A 15945-nucleotide genomic window follows, 5' to 3' on the forward strand; every position below is an offset into this window, starting at 1 on the left:
CTCCGTGCCATCCTGTGTCTGGTATGTCAGACACCTCTTCGCCCCGCCCGCAGGTGCCCGCCGCCGACCAGACGCTGCGGATCCTGTCGTTCCTCGCGGGTCAGCGCGGCCCGGTCGCGGCGGGCACGATCGCGGCCACGCTCGGCATCCCTCGTTCGAGCGTCTACCACCTGCTCGGCGCCCTCGTCGAGCACGGCTTCGTCGTGCATTTGCCTGCCGAGCGGCGGTTCGGGCTCGGGCCCGCGGCGTTCGAGCTCGCCGGCGGGTACGCCCGGCAGGAGCCTCTGGCACGACTCGGCCGACCGCTGGTGGCGGCGCTCGCCGACCGCGTCGGAGAGAGCACGCATCTGGCCGTCATGACGGGCCGGGACGTCCTCTACATCGTCGAAGAGCGCGCGCCGCGCCGGCCGGCGCTCGTCAGTGACGTCGGCGTGCGCCTGCCCGCGCACCTGACCGCCACCGGGCGGGCGATGCTCGCCGCGATGCCGCGCGCGCAGGTGCGGGCGCTGTATCCGGATGCCGGGGCTTTCGCCGACCGCACCGGGCGGGGTCCGGGCAGGCCGGGCGAGCTGCGCGACGTGCTGCGCGAGGTCCGCGCCCGGGGGTACGCGGTCGAGGACGGCGAGGTGAGCCTCGGGCTCCGGTCGGTCGGCGTCGCCGTCACCGACCACGCGGGCTGGCCGGCCGCCGCCGTCGCCGTGACGTGGCCCGACGACGCGGCGGTGTCGGCGGACCACCTGGTCCCTGCCGTGGCCGAAGCCGCAGCGTCGCTCGGCCGCCGCATCGGCCGGCGGTGACCTCGCTCGTCGTGACCGCGCTCTCGTCGGTCGCCGCTCAGTCCACCTTCACCACGGGGCCGCCGGTGAGGCGCACCAGCTCGTCGAACGTGAGCGGGAAGACGGTGTGCGGCGTGCCGCCGGCCGCCCAGATCTCGTCGTAGCCGGCGAGATCCTCGTCCACGACCGTCGTGACCGGCGCGGGGTGGCCGGTCGGTGCGACGCCGCCGATGGCCTGGCCGGTCGCCTCCCGCACCTGTTCCGGCGTGGCGCGCGCGATGCTCCCGCGACCGAGCCGCTCGGCGAGGGCGGTCGTGTCGACGCGGTGGGCGCCCGAGGTCATCACCAGCAGCGGCTCGCCGTCCGACCAGAAGACGAGGCTGTTCGCGATCGCGCCGACGTCCACGCCCAGAGCGGCTGCGGCGAGCGCGGCCGTGGACGCGGCATCCGGGAGGACGACGATCTCACCGCCGATGCCGTTGGCGCGGAGGGCGTCGTGCACCGCGCGGCTGCGCGGGTGGAGGTGCGAGGTCACGCCCCCAGGATAGGGCGAACCCGCGGGCCCGCACGGCAGGACCAAAGACGGTGGCGCGGCGCTCCCGGCCGAGCCAGGCTCGACGTGTGACCAGGTGGCTGCGAAGGCTCGTGCGGTATCCGGCGATCGCCGCGACGCTGGTGGTCGGCACCGTCGTGCTGGTGCTCGCCGCCAGCGACGTGCCGGCGGCGCGGTGGATCGCGACGGTGTACGTCGCCGGGGTGATCGTGTGGGTCCTGATCGGGATGGTCCGCGACGTCCTGCGCGGACACGTCGGGCTCGACATCCTCGCCGTCGTCGCGATGGCGGCCACGCTCGCCGTCGGCGAGTACATCGCCGCGCTCATCATCGTGCTCATGCTCAGCGGCGGGGCCGCCCTCGAAGACGCCGCCGCACGCCGCGCCAAGCGCGAGCTCACGGCGCTGCTGGATCGCTCCCCGCGCATCGCGCATCTGCTCACCCGATCGGATGCCGGCACCGACGCCGTCCGGGACGTCGACGTGGACGATGTCGAACCCGAGGACGTGCTGCTGATCCGTCCCGCCGAGATCGTGCCGGTCGACGGCATCCTGCTGTCCACGTCCGGAACCTTCGACGAGTCGTCGCTGACGGGCGAGAGCATGCCGGTGTCGCGGGGCGAGGGAGACGAGGTGCTGTCGGGGGCGATCAACGGCTCGCGTGCCGTGCGGATCCGCGCGATCCGCCGCAGCGCCGACAGCCAGTACCAGCAGATCGTGGCGCTCGTGCGCGACGCGCAGGAGTCGCAGGCGCCCACGGTGCGCCTCGCCGACCGCTTCGCGATCCCCTTCACCGCGGTGTCGCTCGTCATCGCCGGAGCGGCGTGGGGGATCTCCGGCGACCCCGCGCGCTTCGCCGAGGTGCTGGTGCTCGCGACACCGTGCCCGCTGCTGATCGCCGCCCCCGTGGCGTTCCTGGGCGGGCTGTCGCGGGCGGCGAAGGCCGGCATCATCGTCAAGGGCGGCGCGGTCATCGAGCAGCTCGCGCGCGTCCGCTCGGCCGCCTTCGACAAGACCGGCACGCTCACCCAGGGCCGACCCGACCTCGTCGAGGTTCGCGTCGCACGGGTGACGGGCCCCTCACCCGTCGACGCCGACGAGTTGCTGACCCTCGCCGCCTCGGCCGAGCAGTACTCCAGCCATGTGCTCGCCGACGGCATCCGGCGCGCGGCCGAGGAGCGCGGACTTCGACTGCGGCCCGCCACCGACGCCCGGGAGGTCGCCACCAACGGCGTCACCGCGATCATCGACGGCCGCACCGTCGTCGTCGGCAAGCCCGCGTACGTCGCCTCGCTCGCCTCCGACACCACGCCCGAACCGCTTCAGCGGGGTCAGGCCGCGGCGTACGTCGCGGTCGACGGCCGGTACGCCGGCGCGCTCATCCTCGCCGACGATCCGCGCCCCGAAGCGCGGCAGGTCGTCGCGTGGCTGCGCGCCACCGGCGTGGAGCGCATCACGATGCTCACCGGCGACGTCGAGGCGACCGCGCGTTCGATCGCCGACACGGTGGGCATCGCCGATGTGCACGCCGAGCTGCTCCCCGCCGACAAGGTCCAGCTCGCCGCACAGCTGCACCCGCGCCCGGTGCTGATGGTCGGCGACGGTGTCAACGACGCACCCGTGCTCGCCGCCGCCGACATCGGCGTGGCGATGGGCGCGAAGGGCGCCACGGCGGCCGGCGACGCCGCCGACGCGGTGGTGCTCCAGGACTCCCTGCTGCCCATCGCCGAGGCCGTCGCCATCGGACGCCACACCCTGAAGGTCGCCTACACGGCCATCTGGATCGGCATCGCCCTGAGCATCGGCCTCATGCTCGTCGCCGCCGCCGGCTACATCCCCGCTGTCGCCGGCGCGCTCACCCAGGAACTCGTCGACCTCGCCACGATCCTCTACGCGCTCCGCGCGCTCCGCGGCCCCGGCGCGGGCATCGGCACCTCGCCTGTCGCCCACCCGATCGCCGAGGCTCACCCCGCAGCCACTCCCCCGGCTTCGGTGCGCTGAGGCACAATGGAGACGGACGCCGCAACGCCGCGGCATCCGCAGAGCAGCGCCCACAAGGCCGGCCGAAAGAGAATCGCGATGACGCACACCCTGCCCCTGCCCGATTTCACCCACGAACGCGTGGAGGTGATCACCGGACGACGCAGCGGTCTGTTCATCACCGTCGCGCTCCACTCGTCCGTGCTCGGCTCCGCACTCGGCGGCGCCCGCCTGTGGACCTACCCGCACTGGTCGGACGCCCTCGGCGACGCTCTGCGCCTGTCCGCGGCGATGACCCTCAAGAACGCTGCCGCGGGGCTCGATGCCGGCGGCGGCAAGTCCGTGATCGCGCTGCCCGAGGGCACGGCACTCGACGCCGATCGCCGCCGCGCGGCCTTCCTCGACCTCGGCGATGCGGTCGAGTCCTTGCACGGCCTCTACCGGACCGCCGAAGACGTCGGCTCGACCACCGAAGACATGCTCGTCGTCAGCGAGCGGACCGAGCACGTGGTCGGCCTGCCCGACGCCGTGGGCGGATCGGGCGAACCGGCCGGCCCCACGAGCCTGGGCGTGTACGAGTCGCTGCGCGCGACGCTCGAGCGCGTCGCCGGCGCCGCCGACCCCGCCGGTCGCCGCGTGACCGTGTCGGGTCTCGGCCAGGTCGGCAGCCGCCTCGCCGTGCGCCTGGCGGCGGAGGGCGCGCTGCTCACCGTCACCGACGTCAACCCCGCCAAGCGTCAGCTCGCTACGGAACTCGGCGCCGCCTGGGCCGAGCCCGGCACCGAGCACCTCGTCGAGGCGGACGTGTTCGTGCCCGCCGGCATCGGCGGTGTCCTCGACGACGAGACCATCGACGCCCTCGCCGCGCGTGCGGTGTGCGGGCCGGCCAACAACCCCCTCGCCGACCACAGCGGCGCCGACCGGCTCGCCGCGCGCGGCATCCTGTACGCCCCCGACTTCGTGGTCAACGCGGGCGGTGTCATCTACCTCGACCTCGAGGCCAAGAAGATCGGCACGCGAGCCGAGATCATGGACCGCGTCGCCGGCATCGGCCAGACCGTCCGCCGAATCTTCGACGAAGCCGACCAGGGCGGCATCACCCCGCTCGCCGCCGCCGAGAAACTCGCCGCCGCGCGCCTCACCAGCGGAGGCCGCCACCCGGCCCTGGCCGGCTGAGCCCGCGCGGGTTCTCCCGCCGCGCCGAGGATCACAACTCCTGCACCCCGCCCGCCCCGGCCGGCCCGACCCGCGGAATCACGCGGAACCGGCGCCGCCCCCCGGCTTGCGGTGCAAGAGTTGTGATCCTGCCCGACCCGTTACACCCGCCGACCGTCACCCAGCCCAACGGGCTGAGGCCGCTCGCCTTCCCGGGCCCTCGCGGCTGAGCCGGTTCGGGTTGCCGCCGCGCCGAGGATCACAACTCCTGCACCCCGCCGTCGCCGCCTCACCGACCCCGCGGAATCCCGCGGGCTCCGGACCCGGCACCGGCCAGGAGTGCAGGAGTTATGATCCGCGCCGGCCGCCGAGGCGCCACGAAGGGCAGCCGAACCCGCGCCGGCGAGGCAACCGTCGCCGCCAGCACGGCCAACGAAAAAGGCGCCCGCGAGGGGCGCCGTTTCGTGGACCTGAGGGGATTCGAACCCCTGACCTCTTCATTGCGAACGAAGCGCGCTACCAACTGCGCCACAGGCCCGTGAACCTCAGCAACATTATCACGCCGGCTGAGGGTCGCCGATCACCCGGCACCGCGCAGGCGGGTCACTGGCCGGACGCGCGGCGGGCGAGCAACCGGCGGACGTGGTCTTCGATCTCAGCGTCGTCGACGACGCCCATGCGGGCGAATTCCGAGGCACCGGATGCCGCCCGTGCCGTCCTCGCGACCTCGATCGACGGGGGCTGGTGCTCTTCGGCGCGCTGGCGCATCGCCTCGTCGAGGGCGGCCTGGCGCAGCGCTTCGCGGGCGGCGGTCGCGTCCAGCACGGCGGCTGCACGCGAGCCCGCAGACGCGGTGAGCGGACGCGGCAGTTCACGGGGCTCCCACGCGCGCTCCTCGCGCTCGAGGGCGACGTCCTGCACGGCGGTCTCGGCCACACCGGGCGCGACCCTCACAGCGGCGCGCTGTGCGCGCACGACTTCGCGGGCGCCGACGACGGCCATGCGGCGAAGCATCAGTCCGGCCACCGCGACAACGGCGGTGCCGCTCCACAGCGCCACCTGGACGCCGGTCGAGACGACCACCCATCCGCCCCAGCCGGCAAGCGCGACGCCGGCGAGCGCGAGCACCGTCAGCGTCAGTCGCGTCGAGCGACGGGCCCGCGCGCGGCGCGCCTCGGGACGAAGCCGCGCGGCGGCACGCTCGGCCCGCGCGGTCTCGAGCTCGATGCGCGCCTGCTCGAGCGCGGCCTGCTCGCGCTGCGCGGTCGCCTGGCGCGCGAGGCGCTGCTGGGCGAAGGCCGTGCGGGCGTTGAGTTCGAGGCGGATCTCCTCGGGCTGCTCGCTCGTCTCGGCGAGAACCCGCAGGGCCTGGTTGAGCCGCACGGCGTTGCGCTCGGCGGCGTCGTACTGCCGGCGGCTGTTCCACGTCGGCAGCAGGTAGATGAGCCACAGCAGGGTCGCGACAAGGACGATCACGCCCCCGCCCAGCACTTGCCCACCCATGGGCTCAACGGTAGGGGACGGGATGCCGCGCCCGCCGCATCCTCGCGCGTGTCGCAGCCAGCAATCCGAACGAAGCGGCGGTCTCGACGCGAAGCCGCAGGCCGCGCCCCCAACCCACGGCACGCCGTCCCAACCCACGGCATCCGAAGCGAACGGGTGTCAGGCGGGCAGCCGGTCCGCCGGTGGCACGATGGCGGCATCGCGCGGAGCCTGCCCGGTGACCCACCGCTCCAGCACCCCTTCGGGCACCTCGTCGCTCACGAGCGCGAACGCGTAGTGGTCGCGCCAGTCACCGTCGATGTGGATGTAGCGTCGGCGCAGCCCCTCGTATCGGAAGCCGAGCTTCTCGACGACCCGCAAGCTCGCCTGGTTCTCGGGACGGATGCAGATCTCCATGCGGTGCAGGCGCAGTTCGGTGAAGCACAGGTCGGTGGCCATCGCCACGGCCGTGGGCGTGATGCCCCGGCCGGCGAAGCGCTCGCTGACCCAGTACCCGATGGTCGCCGACGCGAGCGAGCCGCGCGCGATCCCCCACACGTTCAACTGCCCGGCGAGTTCGCCGTCGTACTCCATGACCAGCGGAACGCCGGCCCCGTCGCGGTACTGCTGCAGCAGTCGACGAACGCCGAGCCGCATGTCGAACGACACCGGCCCGTCGGGGCTCGTCGCCTCCCACGGCCGAAGCCACGAGCGATTGGAGAGGAGCTCGTTCTGCAAGCCGCGCGCGTCGCGCTGCCGCACCAGGCGGATCGACACCGGTCCATGGCGACGAGGAGCCGTCAGATCCACGTCGACCCCCTCGAACAGGCGGCCTACAGCGTGGCCGCGAACTCCTTGAACCAGGGACGCAGATCGGGTCCGAGATCTTCACGATCGGCCGCGAGCTGCACGATGGCCTTGATGTAATCCACTCTATCGCCGGTGTCGTAGCGACGGCCGCGGAAGACCACGCCGTAGACGCCGGGACCCTCGGGGTCGGCGGCGAGCTCCTCGAGTGCGTCGGTGAGTTGGATCTCGCCGCCCTTGCCCGGCTCGGTGCGCTCGAGGATGTCGAACACCGAGGGGTCGAGCACGTAGCGGCCGATGATCGCCAGGTTCGACGGAGCGTCTTCGCGCTTGGGCTTCTCGACGAGGCCGGTGACGCGCACGACGTCGTCGGTGTCGGTCGCCTCGACGGTCGCGACGCCGTAGAGGTGGATGTGCTCGGGGTCGACCTCCATGAGGGCGATGACGGTGGCGCCGCGCTTGTCGTACTCCGACAGCATCGTCGTCAGCAGCGGGTCGCGCTCGTCGATGAGGTCGTCGCCGAGCATGACGGCGAAGGGGTGGTCGCCGACGTGGGCGCGGGCGCGCAGCACCGCGTGGCCCAGCCCCTTCGGCTCGCCCTGACGGACGAAGTGGATGTCGGCGAGGTCGCTCGACTGCTGCACCTTGGCGAGCTTGTCTTCATCGCCCTTCTTGCGCAGGTTGTTCTCGAGCTCGGGCACCGAGTCGAAGTGGTTCGACAGGTTGTTCTTGTTGCGCCCGATGATGATGAGGACGTCGTCGATGCCGGCGGCGGTGGCCTCTTCGACCACGTACTGGATCGCGGGCTTGTCGACGACCGGGAGCATCTCCTTCGGCATCGCCTTCGTGGCGGGCAGGAACCGAGTGCCGAGACCCGCAGCAGGGATGACGGCCTTGAATGGCTTGTGAGGCATACGCGGCAGTCTAACGACGGTGTGTGATCTGAATGTGACGCGCAGTTTGCGAGCGGGACCCGTGTCGGATTCGATACCCTCCGCCCCCGCCTAGAATCGTGGGCATGTCCGACGCCATCGCCGATGCCAAGCGTGCCCTGCGCGCCGAGCTGCGCGAGCGTCGGCAGCAGCTCTCCGAATCGGCTCGGGATGCCGCTTCCGACGGCGTCCGCCGCCAGCTCGACGCCCTGGTGGAACGACTCGGCGCCCGCTCGATCTCGTGCTTCCTCTCCACCCCCACCGAGCCCGGCACCCACGAGTTCGTGGCCGCGGCCGTGGGGCGCGGCATCCGTGTGCTGCTTCCGATCACGCGCGCGGACGGGCTGCTCGACTGGTCGGTGGCCACACCGGACGGCGGCATCGCCGAGGGCCTGTTCGGGATGCCCGAGCCCGTCGGCGAGGTGCTCGGACCCATCGCGCTCGACGACGTCGACCTGCTCATCATCCCGGCCGCCGCCGTCTCGCCGGACGGCATGCGCCTGGGCTGGGGCCGCGGCTACTTCGACAAGACCCTCGGGTCGATGCAGCACTGTCCCCCCGTCTACGCCGTCGTGTTCGACTCCGAGATCGTCGACGACGTCCCCTTCGACCTTCACGATCAGCCCGTCACCGGAGTGGTCACCCCCACCCGCACCCTCACCCTCGCGCCGGCCGCGCACTGAAACGGAAACCACATGCCCACCTACGCCTACGCCTGCAAGCAGTGCGGACACCGCTTCGACGCAGTGCAGTCCTTCGCCGACCCCACCCTCACCGAGTGCCCGGAGTGCGGCGGAACGCTCCGCAAGGAGTACGGCTCGATCGGCGTGACCTTCAACGGCTCGGGCTTCTACCGCACCGACTCACGCGCGGGCGCCGGCGCCGGCAAGACCGGCTCGTCCGGCTCCAGCTCGTCGAGCTCGGGCTCGGGCTCCTCCGGCTCGTCTGGCAAAAGCGAGTCGTCTGCGGCATCATCGTCCTCGGGGGCGGGCTCGTCGTCCTCATCCGCCAGCACGTCGGCGTGAGCCGGCTCGAGGAGACCGACATGATCAACGGCTTCAAAGAATTCATCCTGCGTGGCAACGTCATCGACCTCGCCGTCGCGGTGGTCATCGGCGCCGCGTTCACCGCCATCGTCAACGCGCTCGTCGAGGGCCTCATCAACCCGCTCATCGGCGCGATCTTCCAGGTCGGCGACCTGTCGGACTGGGTGATCTCGATCCCCACGCTCACCGGCAACACGTCGAACATCCTGATCGGCAGCATCCTCGGCGCGATCATCCAGTTCCTCGCGGTCGCGGCGATCGTGTACTTCGTCTTCGTCTACCCGATGAACCGCTTCAAGGCGCGCGCCGAGGCGAAGGCGGGCGTGGGCAAGACGACCGATGCGCCGTCGCTGCCGACCGAGCAGGAGCTGCTCATGCAGATCCGCGACCTGCTGCAGGCCCAGCCGGGCGGCGCTCCCGGGCAGACGCCCGGCGCCCCCCGCGTCTGACCGAACCTCCGCCGTCCCGTCCCGCTCACCAGTGGGGCGGGACGTCGCGTTTCATCCGCTCGTCGTTCGGCCCCGGCGCATCCGGTCCCGCATCGCCGGCAGCTCCTCCTCCGGCACCGCCAGGGCGAGCGGATGCCGCAACCGCAGCATCCTCGTCTCGCGCCGTATCTGCGGGCACGGGCTCGGGCTGGGTTCCCGGCGCGGCGGTGAGCCGCGCGCGGCGCGAACCGGGGACCCGCTCGATGCGCTGGCGGCTATTCCGTGACATCGATCGGCTGGGTGTCGCCGTCTTCGAGACCCGCCTCGGGCGGGACGCCGAGGAGTCCCGCGATCCGCGCGGCGACGGCGCCGGGGTCGCTGTAGAGGTCGAACGAGTGCACGCGCACGTAGTGCCAGCCCAGGCGCCGGAGGATCTGGGGGCGCAGCCGCAGCGATTCGCGGAGCGATTCGCCGTGGGTCTCGGGGTCGCTCTCGACGACGACCGCCTTGCCGCCGTACTGCGCCACGAGCGGCAGCAGTCCGCGGTAGTGCACGTCGACGGCGACGCCGCGGCGGCGGAGCTCCCGGGCGAGGGCGAGGGTGAGCGGGTCGGCGAGGTCCTCGAGCCGGGCCTCGCGGGCGCGGGCGGCGATGCCGCCGAGGATCGACATGAGCGTCGCGGCGCCGTGCTCGAGACGTCCGTCGTCGAACGCCGAGGGGCGGATCGATGACACGATCACCATCGAGCGGCGGGCGCGGGTCATGCCGACGGTCAGCAGCCGCTCGCCGTCGGGGGTCGACAGGTCGCCGAAGTCGCTGAGCACGCGGCCGTGGCGGGTGAGGCCGAAGCCGAGGGCGAAGATGACGCGGTCGCGGCTCTCGGCGACGGATTCCTCGAGGGTCAGCACGGCGAAGGGCTCGGCGGTCTCGCGCGAGACGAAATCGGCGACGTCCGAGCGCCCGGCGAACGCCGACTCGACGGCGGCGCGGATGCGGTGGGCGTGCTTGGCGCTCGCGGTGACGACCATGAGCGACTCGGACCCGCGGTTGATCGCGTGCTCGACGACGAGGGTCACGACGCGGGCGACCTCGGCGTCGGGGCTCTCGACGGCGCCGCTCACGGGGTCGGGCACACCCGTGCCGCCTTCGACGTAGTCGACCGACAGGCTGCCGCGGCCGAGGTACGAGCCCGCCCACGGCAGCGACACGAGCTCGCCGCCGTAGAACGCGTCGTTGACGAGCTCGGCGAGGTCTTCGCCGCCGGCGCGGTAGCTGCGGGTGAGGGTCTCGATCGGCAGCAGCTCGGCCAGGCGCTCGAACACGCTGACCTGATCGAACGGCACCTCGTCGGGGTCGACCTCGGCGGTCTCGTCGGCGAAGACGGGCGCGACCGGCGGGTGACCGGCGGCGACGCGGAACGGCGTCGGCTTCTGCGTCACCGGGTCGCCGAAAGCCACGACCTGACGTGCGCGCCGCAGGGTGGGCAGCACCTCGGCCAGGCACAGCGCGGCGGCGTCGGCGATGATGACCACGTCGAACTCGGGGTGCGCGGGGATCATCGGCACGTCGTAGGGCGACGCCAGCCATACCGGCGCGAGGGTGCGCATCAGCGTCGGGGCGACGTCCGCGATCACGACCGGGTCGCTCACGCCTTCCTTGAGCGCGTTGCGCAGGGCGGCGGCCTCGTTGGCGTGGTCGACGATGCCGATCCGCCATTGCGTGGCCAGCTGTGAGGCGAGAAGCGGGCCGGATGCCGCGGCGTGCGCTTCATCGACCAGGCGGAAGTCGCGCTCCAGACGGTCGACCACCGACGTGTTGGCGCCGAGCAGGGCCCGGTCCGAGCGCAGCATGTGCTCGAGCGCGGACTGCCACCAGGCGAATTCCAGTTCGGCGCCGACCTCGTCTTCGGGCACGTGGCGCACCGAGAGTTCGGCCAGGAGCGGCTCGAGTCCGAGGCCGGCGAGCTCGGTGCGCAGCGTGGCGCGCTCGCGCAGGTTCTCGAACACCGCGGAGTCGGCGGCCAGGCCGGCGAGCGTGCGGACGAGCTGCGCGACGGGCAGCGAGGCGAGCCGGTCGGCGCCGGTGCGTCCGAGGACGACGTCGACTTCGGCGAGTTCGGCTTCGACGCGCTGGCACGCGACCTGCACGTCGGCGAGGCCGAGCGGCAGTTCGGGGGCGACGCCGGCGTCGACGTAGCGCTGCCATTCGGTGCGCTGGTGCTGCACGCGCACGAGGGCCTCGTGCATGTCGGAGATGTGGACGCCTGGGCGCACGTACTCGCGCGACAGGCGCTTGAGTCGACGACGGTTGGCCCCGGTCATGTTCGGCGCGTCGCGGCGGTGGCCGTGCGCCTGGATGAGCTCGCCGAGCGGGCGCTCGAACACGGTGATGCTGAAGCGGTCGAGCGAGTCGCGGATCCCCTGCAAGAGGGCGACGTACTCCCCCAGCTCCGACACGGTGTGGAAGGGGCGCATGCGCGTCTGGGCGATGAGCTCGTAGCCGCGCTCGAGCAGCGTCGGCACGTCGGCGCGGTGCAGCTTGCCCGCGAGGGCGTGGGCGCGGCGGGCGTCTTCGGGCGTCGAGAACGAGACGCCGTACCAGGGCGAGTCGTCGGGTCCGAAGCGGAACTCCCCGAGCCGTGCGGCTGCGCGCAGCTTCGCCGCGGCATCCTTTCGCACTCCGGCGAGACGCTCGAGGGTGCGCAGGTCGAAGCGGGTGGCCGTCGACGGAGCGCCGGCCACGGTCAGCGCCGAGAGGGCGCGCAGGATCTCGAGCACCGAGACCCCGAGGGTCGGATGCTGCGCCGTCACGGCTCCGCGATAGTCGCGCAGCACGCCGCGCAGACGCACGAGGGCGTCGTCGACCTCGGCGACCTTGGGCGAGACGGCCTTCTCGTTGCGGCCGATCGCGCGGATGAGGTCGCGCTGCATGTGCCGCGGCGAGACGGCGAGTCCGGGCAGGCCGATGCCGGCGAGGCGGTGGCGCACGCCCTCGAGGGTCGAGCGGCGGGCGCTGACGACCAGCACGCGCTTGCCTTCGCGCACGAGCGCGCCGAGGGCGTTGATGACGGTCTGCGTGCCGCCGGTTCCGGGGAGGGTGTGGACGAGGAGCGACTGGCCGGCGGCGATGCGGGCGAGCACGCGCTCCTGCTCGGCGTCGGCGTCCAGCAGCAGGGTGTCGGCGGCGGGCGGACGCTCATCGGGACTGAGGGTGGATGCCGGTGAACGACGGATGGTGAGGGCTTCACGATCATCGGCGTGGCCCGCGAGCGCGTTCAGCACCGGATGGTCGAGGTTGACGGCATCCCGGGCCATGGCGGCGCCGACGTCGGCGAAGCTCGAGACGAGCAGGCGGGGCCGGACGGAGTAGGTGTCGATGCCGGCGGTGAGGGCGCGGAGGCGATCGATGACCGGCTGCGGCTTGAACACGCCGCCGTCGTAGGCCATGGCCGACAGCTGGGCGCCGTCGAGCTCGATGCCGAAGTGGGTGCGCAGGGCACGGACGAGCTCGGGGTTGACGCGGAAGACCCCGTGCAGCTTCAGCTCGAAGTCGGCGTGGTGGCGGCGGATCGCGAGCGGACGCAGCAGGACGGGGGCGGTGCAGGTCATGCCGCCGATGCGCCACGAGGCGAGGCCGACGGCCAGGTGCACCGGCTCGAGCCCGCGGGTGGTGCGCATCTCGACGTTCTTGGCCGTGATGCGCTCGGCGGCCAGGCGCGCGTTGCGCAGCGCGACCTCGTCGCGGAACAGGTTCGACAGCAGCGTGGAGCGGCCGGTGATGAACTGCGGCAGGCTCCCGGGGTGGGCGTTGGTGATCTCGATCGACGAGTCCTCGGCGTCCGAGAAGTGCAACAGGGTCGAGCGACCGCCGAGTTCCGCGGTCTGCAGGCGCAGCCGGTCGCGCTCGGGTTCGGCGACATGCATGACGACCGCGCCGGGGTCGGCCAGTCCGAGGTCGCCAGGGCTCACCTCGGCGACCCTGTCTCCGCCGGCCACGACGCTGCCTTCTGCTCGCCACACAGGTGACAGGGTATGCGGGGGGTCTTGCGCAACCCTGCAAGCTCCCCGAGTTTCGCGGTATTGCCGACACGCCGGATGATCAGCCGTTCCTCCCCAGGCCCCCACGGCGCCGCCGATGTCCACAGCCGGGGCGTGCCGGGGTCGGCTCCCGAGCGCCGCGCCAGGATGGTGTCATGACCACCGCCGCCCGGTACCGCATCCACCCCTCGCCCGTCGGCGACATCCTCATCGTCGCCGCGGGCGACGCTGTCGTCACGCTGCATCCGATGCGGGCCGACGCCGACCACGAGCTCGCCCACGTCGCTGCGACGCTCGGGTCCGCTCCCCTCCCGGTGAGCGACGGTCCGGGTGGTGACGGCCCGGTGGGCGATGAGACGGATGCCGGGGGCGAGGGTGACGTGACCGCGACCGCGGCCGCACAGCTCGACGAGTACTTCGCCGGGCAGCGCCGCGCGTTCGACCTGCCGCTGGACTGGCGACTCGTGCGCGGGTTCACGCGGGCGGCGCTCGAGGCGGTGTGCGAGATCCCCTACGCCGAGACGGCGGGCTACGGCGAGGTCGCGATCCTCGCCGGAAGCCCCCGTGCGGCGCGGGCGGTCGGCACGGCGTGCGCCACGACGCCGTTCTCGATCGTGGTGCCGGTGCACCGGGTGGTGCGCGCCGACGGGTCGCTCGGCGAGTACGGCGGCCAGCCCGCGGTCAAGCGGTTCCTCGTCGACCTCGAGCGCGCACACGCGTAGCGGCCCGGGGGAACACCCTCCCCCGGGCCGCTGCGTGATCTCACCCGAAGGTCAGTGGTGCGTGGCCTTCTCGGCGCCGAAGCCGGTGAGCGAGCGCACCTCCATCTCGGCGGCCTTGCGGCGGTCCTCCTGACCGCGCGAGACGACCGAGCCGAGCCAGCCGAGGAAGAACCCGAGCGGGATCGACACGATGCCCGGGTTGCTCAGCGGCCAGATCGCCACGCCGGTGTCCTTGAAGACACTCGTCGGGGTGCCCCAGAAGACGGGCGAGAGCAGGATGAGGATGACCGCTGCGGCCAGTCCGCCGTACATGCTCCACACCGCGCCGCGCGTGGTGAACCGGCGCCAGAACAGCGAGTAGATGATCGTCGGCAGGTTCGCCGATGCCGCCACCGCGAACGCCAGCGCCACCAGGAACGCCACGTTCTGTCCCTGCACGCCGATGCCGCCGAGGATCGCCAGGATGCCGATCACGATCACCGTGCGACGGGCGACCTTGACCTCGCCGTCCGGGGGGACGTTCCCCTTCTTCAGCACGTTCGCATAGATGTCGTGCGCGAACGACGCGGCCGCGGTGATGGTGAGGCCGGCGACGACCGCGAGGATCGTCGCGAACGCCACCGCCGAGATGAACCCGAGCAGCACCGGTCCGCCGAGGGCGAGGGCCAGCAGCGGCGCGGCGGAGTTCACGCCGCCCGGAGCCGCCTTGATCGTCTCGGAACCGACCAGCGCAGCGGCACCGTAGCCGAGCACGAGCGTCAGCAGGTAGAAGAGGCCGATCAGCCAGATCGCCCACACCACCGAGCGACGCGCCTCCTTGGCGGTCGGCACGGTGTAAAAGCGCATCAGCACGTGCGGCAGACCCGCGGTTCCGAGCACGAGTGCGATGGCGAGCGAGATGAAGTCCAGCGGGTTCGCGCCGTACTGCAGGCCCGGGCCGAGGATGGCCTCCTGCGGATCGGTGGTCGAGGCGGCGACCGCGGCCCCCAGCAGGTTGTCGAGGCTGAAGCCGTGCAGCGCCAGCACCCAGATCGTCATCGCCAGCGCGCCGCCGATGAGCAGGAACGCCTTGACGATCTGCACCCACGTGGTGCCCTTCATGCCGCCGATGAGCACGTAGACGATCATGAGGATGCCGACCACGGCCACCACGATCGACTGGCCGATCGCCTCGTTGATACCCAGCAGCAGCGAGACGAGCCCGCCGGCGCCGGCCATCTGGGCGAGCAGGTAGAAGAAGCACACCGCGAGCGTGGTGATGGCCGCAGCCATGCGCACCGGCCGCTCCTTCAGACGGAACGACAGCACGTCGGCCATCGTGAACTTGCCGGTGTTGCGCATGAGCTCGGCCACCAGCAGCAGGGCGACGAGCCACGCGACGAGGAAGCCGATCGAGTACAGGAACCCGTCGTACCCGTTGATCGCGATCGCGCCGACGATGCCGAGGAAGGATGCCGCGCTCAGGTAGTCGCCCGAGATGGCGAATCCGTTCTGCGGCCCCGTGAACGAGCGGCCCGCGGCGTAGTAGTCGGCGGCGGACTTGTTGTTGCGGCTGGCGCGGATGACGATGAACAGCGTCACCGCGACGAAGGCCCCGAAGATCGAGATGTTCAGGACGGGGTTGTTCTCCACCGTCTGCACGGCCGCGTGGACCGCTCCGAAGACGTCGTTCATGCGTTGCCCTCCCGCGCCTCGAGCTCGTCGCGGATCTCTGAGCTGATGGGGTCGAGCGTCCGGTTGGCGTACCAGACGTAGGTCATCGTGATCGCGAACGTCGTCACGAACTGGCCCAGTCCGAGCAGCAGACCGACGGTGATGTTGCCCCACACCTGCTCGGCCATGAAGTCGCGGGCGAACGACGACAGCAGCACGTAGGTGAAGTACCAGACGAGGAACGCGATCGCCATCGGGAAGACGAACCCGCGCTGGCGGCGCTTGAGTTCGACGAACCGGGGCGACTCCTCCACCGCGACGTAGTCGATGTCGCCGGGTGGGGCGGTATCGATCCGGGGATCGGACATGTGGCCT

14 protein-coding genes and 1 tRNA gene are annotated in these 15945 nt (G+C 72.1%); 7 read left to right on the top strand and 8 right to left on the bottom strand.

Annotation, left to right across the window (positions count from 1 at the left end; translation table 11 throughout):
• Positions 1-23: 23 nt before the first annotated feature.
• Positions 24-797: an IclR family transcriptional regulator gene (locus tag Q9S36_RS08125; RefSeq protein WP_311284679.1), complete on the top strand. Its 774-nt coding sequence runs from the start codon at positions 24-26 to the stop codon at positions 795-797.
• 37 nt (positions 798-834) lie between these two features.
• Here the strand turns inward: Q9S36_RS08125 and Q9S36_RS08130 are convergent, their stop codons facing one another.
• Positions 835-1311 carry a YbaK/EbsC family protein gene (locus Q9S36_RS08130; RefSeq protein ID WP_251450590.1) on the bottom strand — a complete coding sequence of 159 codons (477 nt, stop codon included), beginning with the start codon at positions 1309-1311 and terminating at the stop codon, positions 835-837.
• Positions 1312-1397: 86 nt separating this feature from the next.
• Here Q9S36_RS08130 and Q9S36_RS08135 point away from each other — a divergent pair, with 86 nt between their 5' ends.
• Complete coding sequence (locus tag Q9S36_RS08135; RefSeq protein WP_311284680.1) at positions 1398-3329, top strand: heavy metal translocating P-type ATPase; 1932 nt, start codon at positions 1398-1400, stop codon at positions 3327-3329.
• A 78-nt stretch (positions 3330-3407) separates the two neighbouring features.
• Positions 3408-4484 carry a Glu/Leu/Phe/Val dehydrogenase dimerization domain-containing protein gene (locus Q9S36_RS08140; protein WP_311284681.1) on the top strand — a complete coding sequence of 359 codons (1077 nt, stop codon included), beginning with the start codon at positions 3408-3410 and terminating at the stop codon, positions 4482-4484.
• 444 nt (positions 4485-4928) lie between these two features.
• Here Q9S36_RS08140 and Q9S36_RS08145 read toward each other — a convergent pair.
• The 4 genes from Q9S36_RS08145 to galU all read right to left on the bottom strand — a co-directional run bounded on the left by Q9S36_RS08145 (position 4929) and on the right by galU (position 7666).
• Positions 4929-5001 (bottom strand) — tRNA-Ala (locus Q9S36_RS08145).
• A gap of 65 nt (positions 5002-5066) precedes the next feature.
• Positions 5067-5966, bottom strand: coding sequence for a large exoprotein (locus Q9S36_RS08150; protein WP_311284682.1), 900 nt, complete (start codon positions 5964-5966; stop codon positions 5067-5069).
• 159 nt (positions 5967-6125) lie between these two features.
• A complete protein-coding gene (locus Q9S36_RS08155) occupies positions 6126-6755 on the bottom strand; it encodes a GNAT family N-acetyltransferase (RefSeq protein ID WP_251450594.1) in 630 nt (209 codons plus the stop codon).
• Between the two features lie 23 nt (positions 6756-6778).
• Positions 6779-7666, bottom strand: coding sequence for a UTP--glucose-1-phosphate uridylyltransferase GalU (gene galU, locus Q9S36_RS08160; protein ID WP_251450595.1), 888 nt, complete (start codon positions 7664-7666; stop codon positions 6779-6781).
• A gap of 104 nt (positions 7667-7770) precedes the next feature.
• On the opposite strand from galU, the gene Q9S36_RS08165 reads away from it, so the two are divergent.
• The 3 genes from Q9S36_RS08165 to mscL are packed head-to-tail and all read left to right on the top strand — an operon-like array spanning position 7771 to position 9179.
• Positions 7771-8367: a 5-formyltetrahydrofolate cyclo-ligase gene (locus Q9S36_RS08165; RefSeq protein ID WP_251450596.1), complete on the top strand. Its 597-nt coding sequence runs from the start codon at positions 7771-7773 to the stop codon at positions 8365-8367.
• Positions 8368-8379: 12 nt separating this feature from the next.
• Positions 8380-8709: an FmdB family zinc ribbon protein gene (locus tag Q9S36_RS08170; RefSeq protein ID WP_311284683.1), complete on the top strand. Its 330-nt coding sequence runs from the start codon at positions 8380-8382 to the stop codon at positions 8707-8709.
• Positions 8710-8729: 20 nt separating this feature from the next.
• Complete coding sequence (mscL, locus tag Q9S36_RS08175) at positions 8730-9179, top strand: large conductance mechanosensitive channel protein MscL (RefSeq protein WP_311285068.1); 450 nt, start codon at positions 8730-8732, stop codon at positions 9177-9179.
• A 254-nt stretch (positions 9180-9433) separates the two neighbouring features.
• On the opposite strand, the gene Q9S36_RS08180 is transcribed toward mscL, so the two are convergent.
• Complete coding sequence (locus tag Q9S36_RS08180; protein WP_311285069.1) at positions 9434-13081, bottom strand: AAA family ATPase; 3648 nt, start codon at positions 13079-13081, stop codon at positions 9434-9436.
• Positions 13082-13350: 269 nt separating this feature from the next.
• On the opposite strand from Q9S36_RS08180, the gene Q9S36_RS08185 reads away from it, so the two are divergent.
• Positions 13351-13917: a methylated-DNA--[protein]-cysteine S-methyltransferase gene (locus Q9S36_RS08185; RefSeq protein WP_311284684.1), complete on the top strand. Its 567-nt coding sequence runs from the start codon at positions 13351-13353 to the stop codon at positions 13915-13917.
• A 51-nt stretch (positions 13918-13968) separates the two neighbouring features.
• On the opposite strand, the gene Q9S36_RS08190 is transcribed toward Q9S36_RS08185, so the two are convergent.
• Positions 13969-15591 carry a sodium:solute symporter family transporter gene (locus Q9S36_RS08190; RefSeq protein WP_311284685.1) on the bottom strand — a complete coding sequence of 541 codons (1623 nt, stop codon included), beginning with the start codon at positions 15589-15591 and terminating at the stop codon, positions 13969-13971.
• Complete coding sequence (locus Q9S36_RS08195) at positions 15588-15938, bottom strand: DUF485 domain-containing protein (protein ID WP_251450601.1); 351 nt, start codon at positions 15936-15938, stop codon at positions 15588-15590. The genes Q9S36_RS08190 and Q9S36_RS08195 overlap by 4 nt, the downstream gene beginning before the upstream one ends.
• Positions 15939-15945 lie beyond the last annotated feature (7 nt).

Source organism: Microbacterium sp. ARD31 (assembly GCF_031844425.1).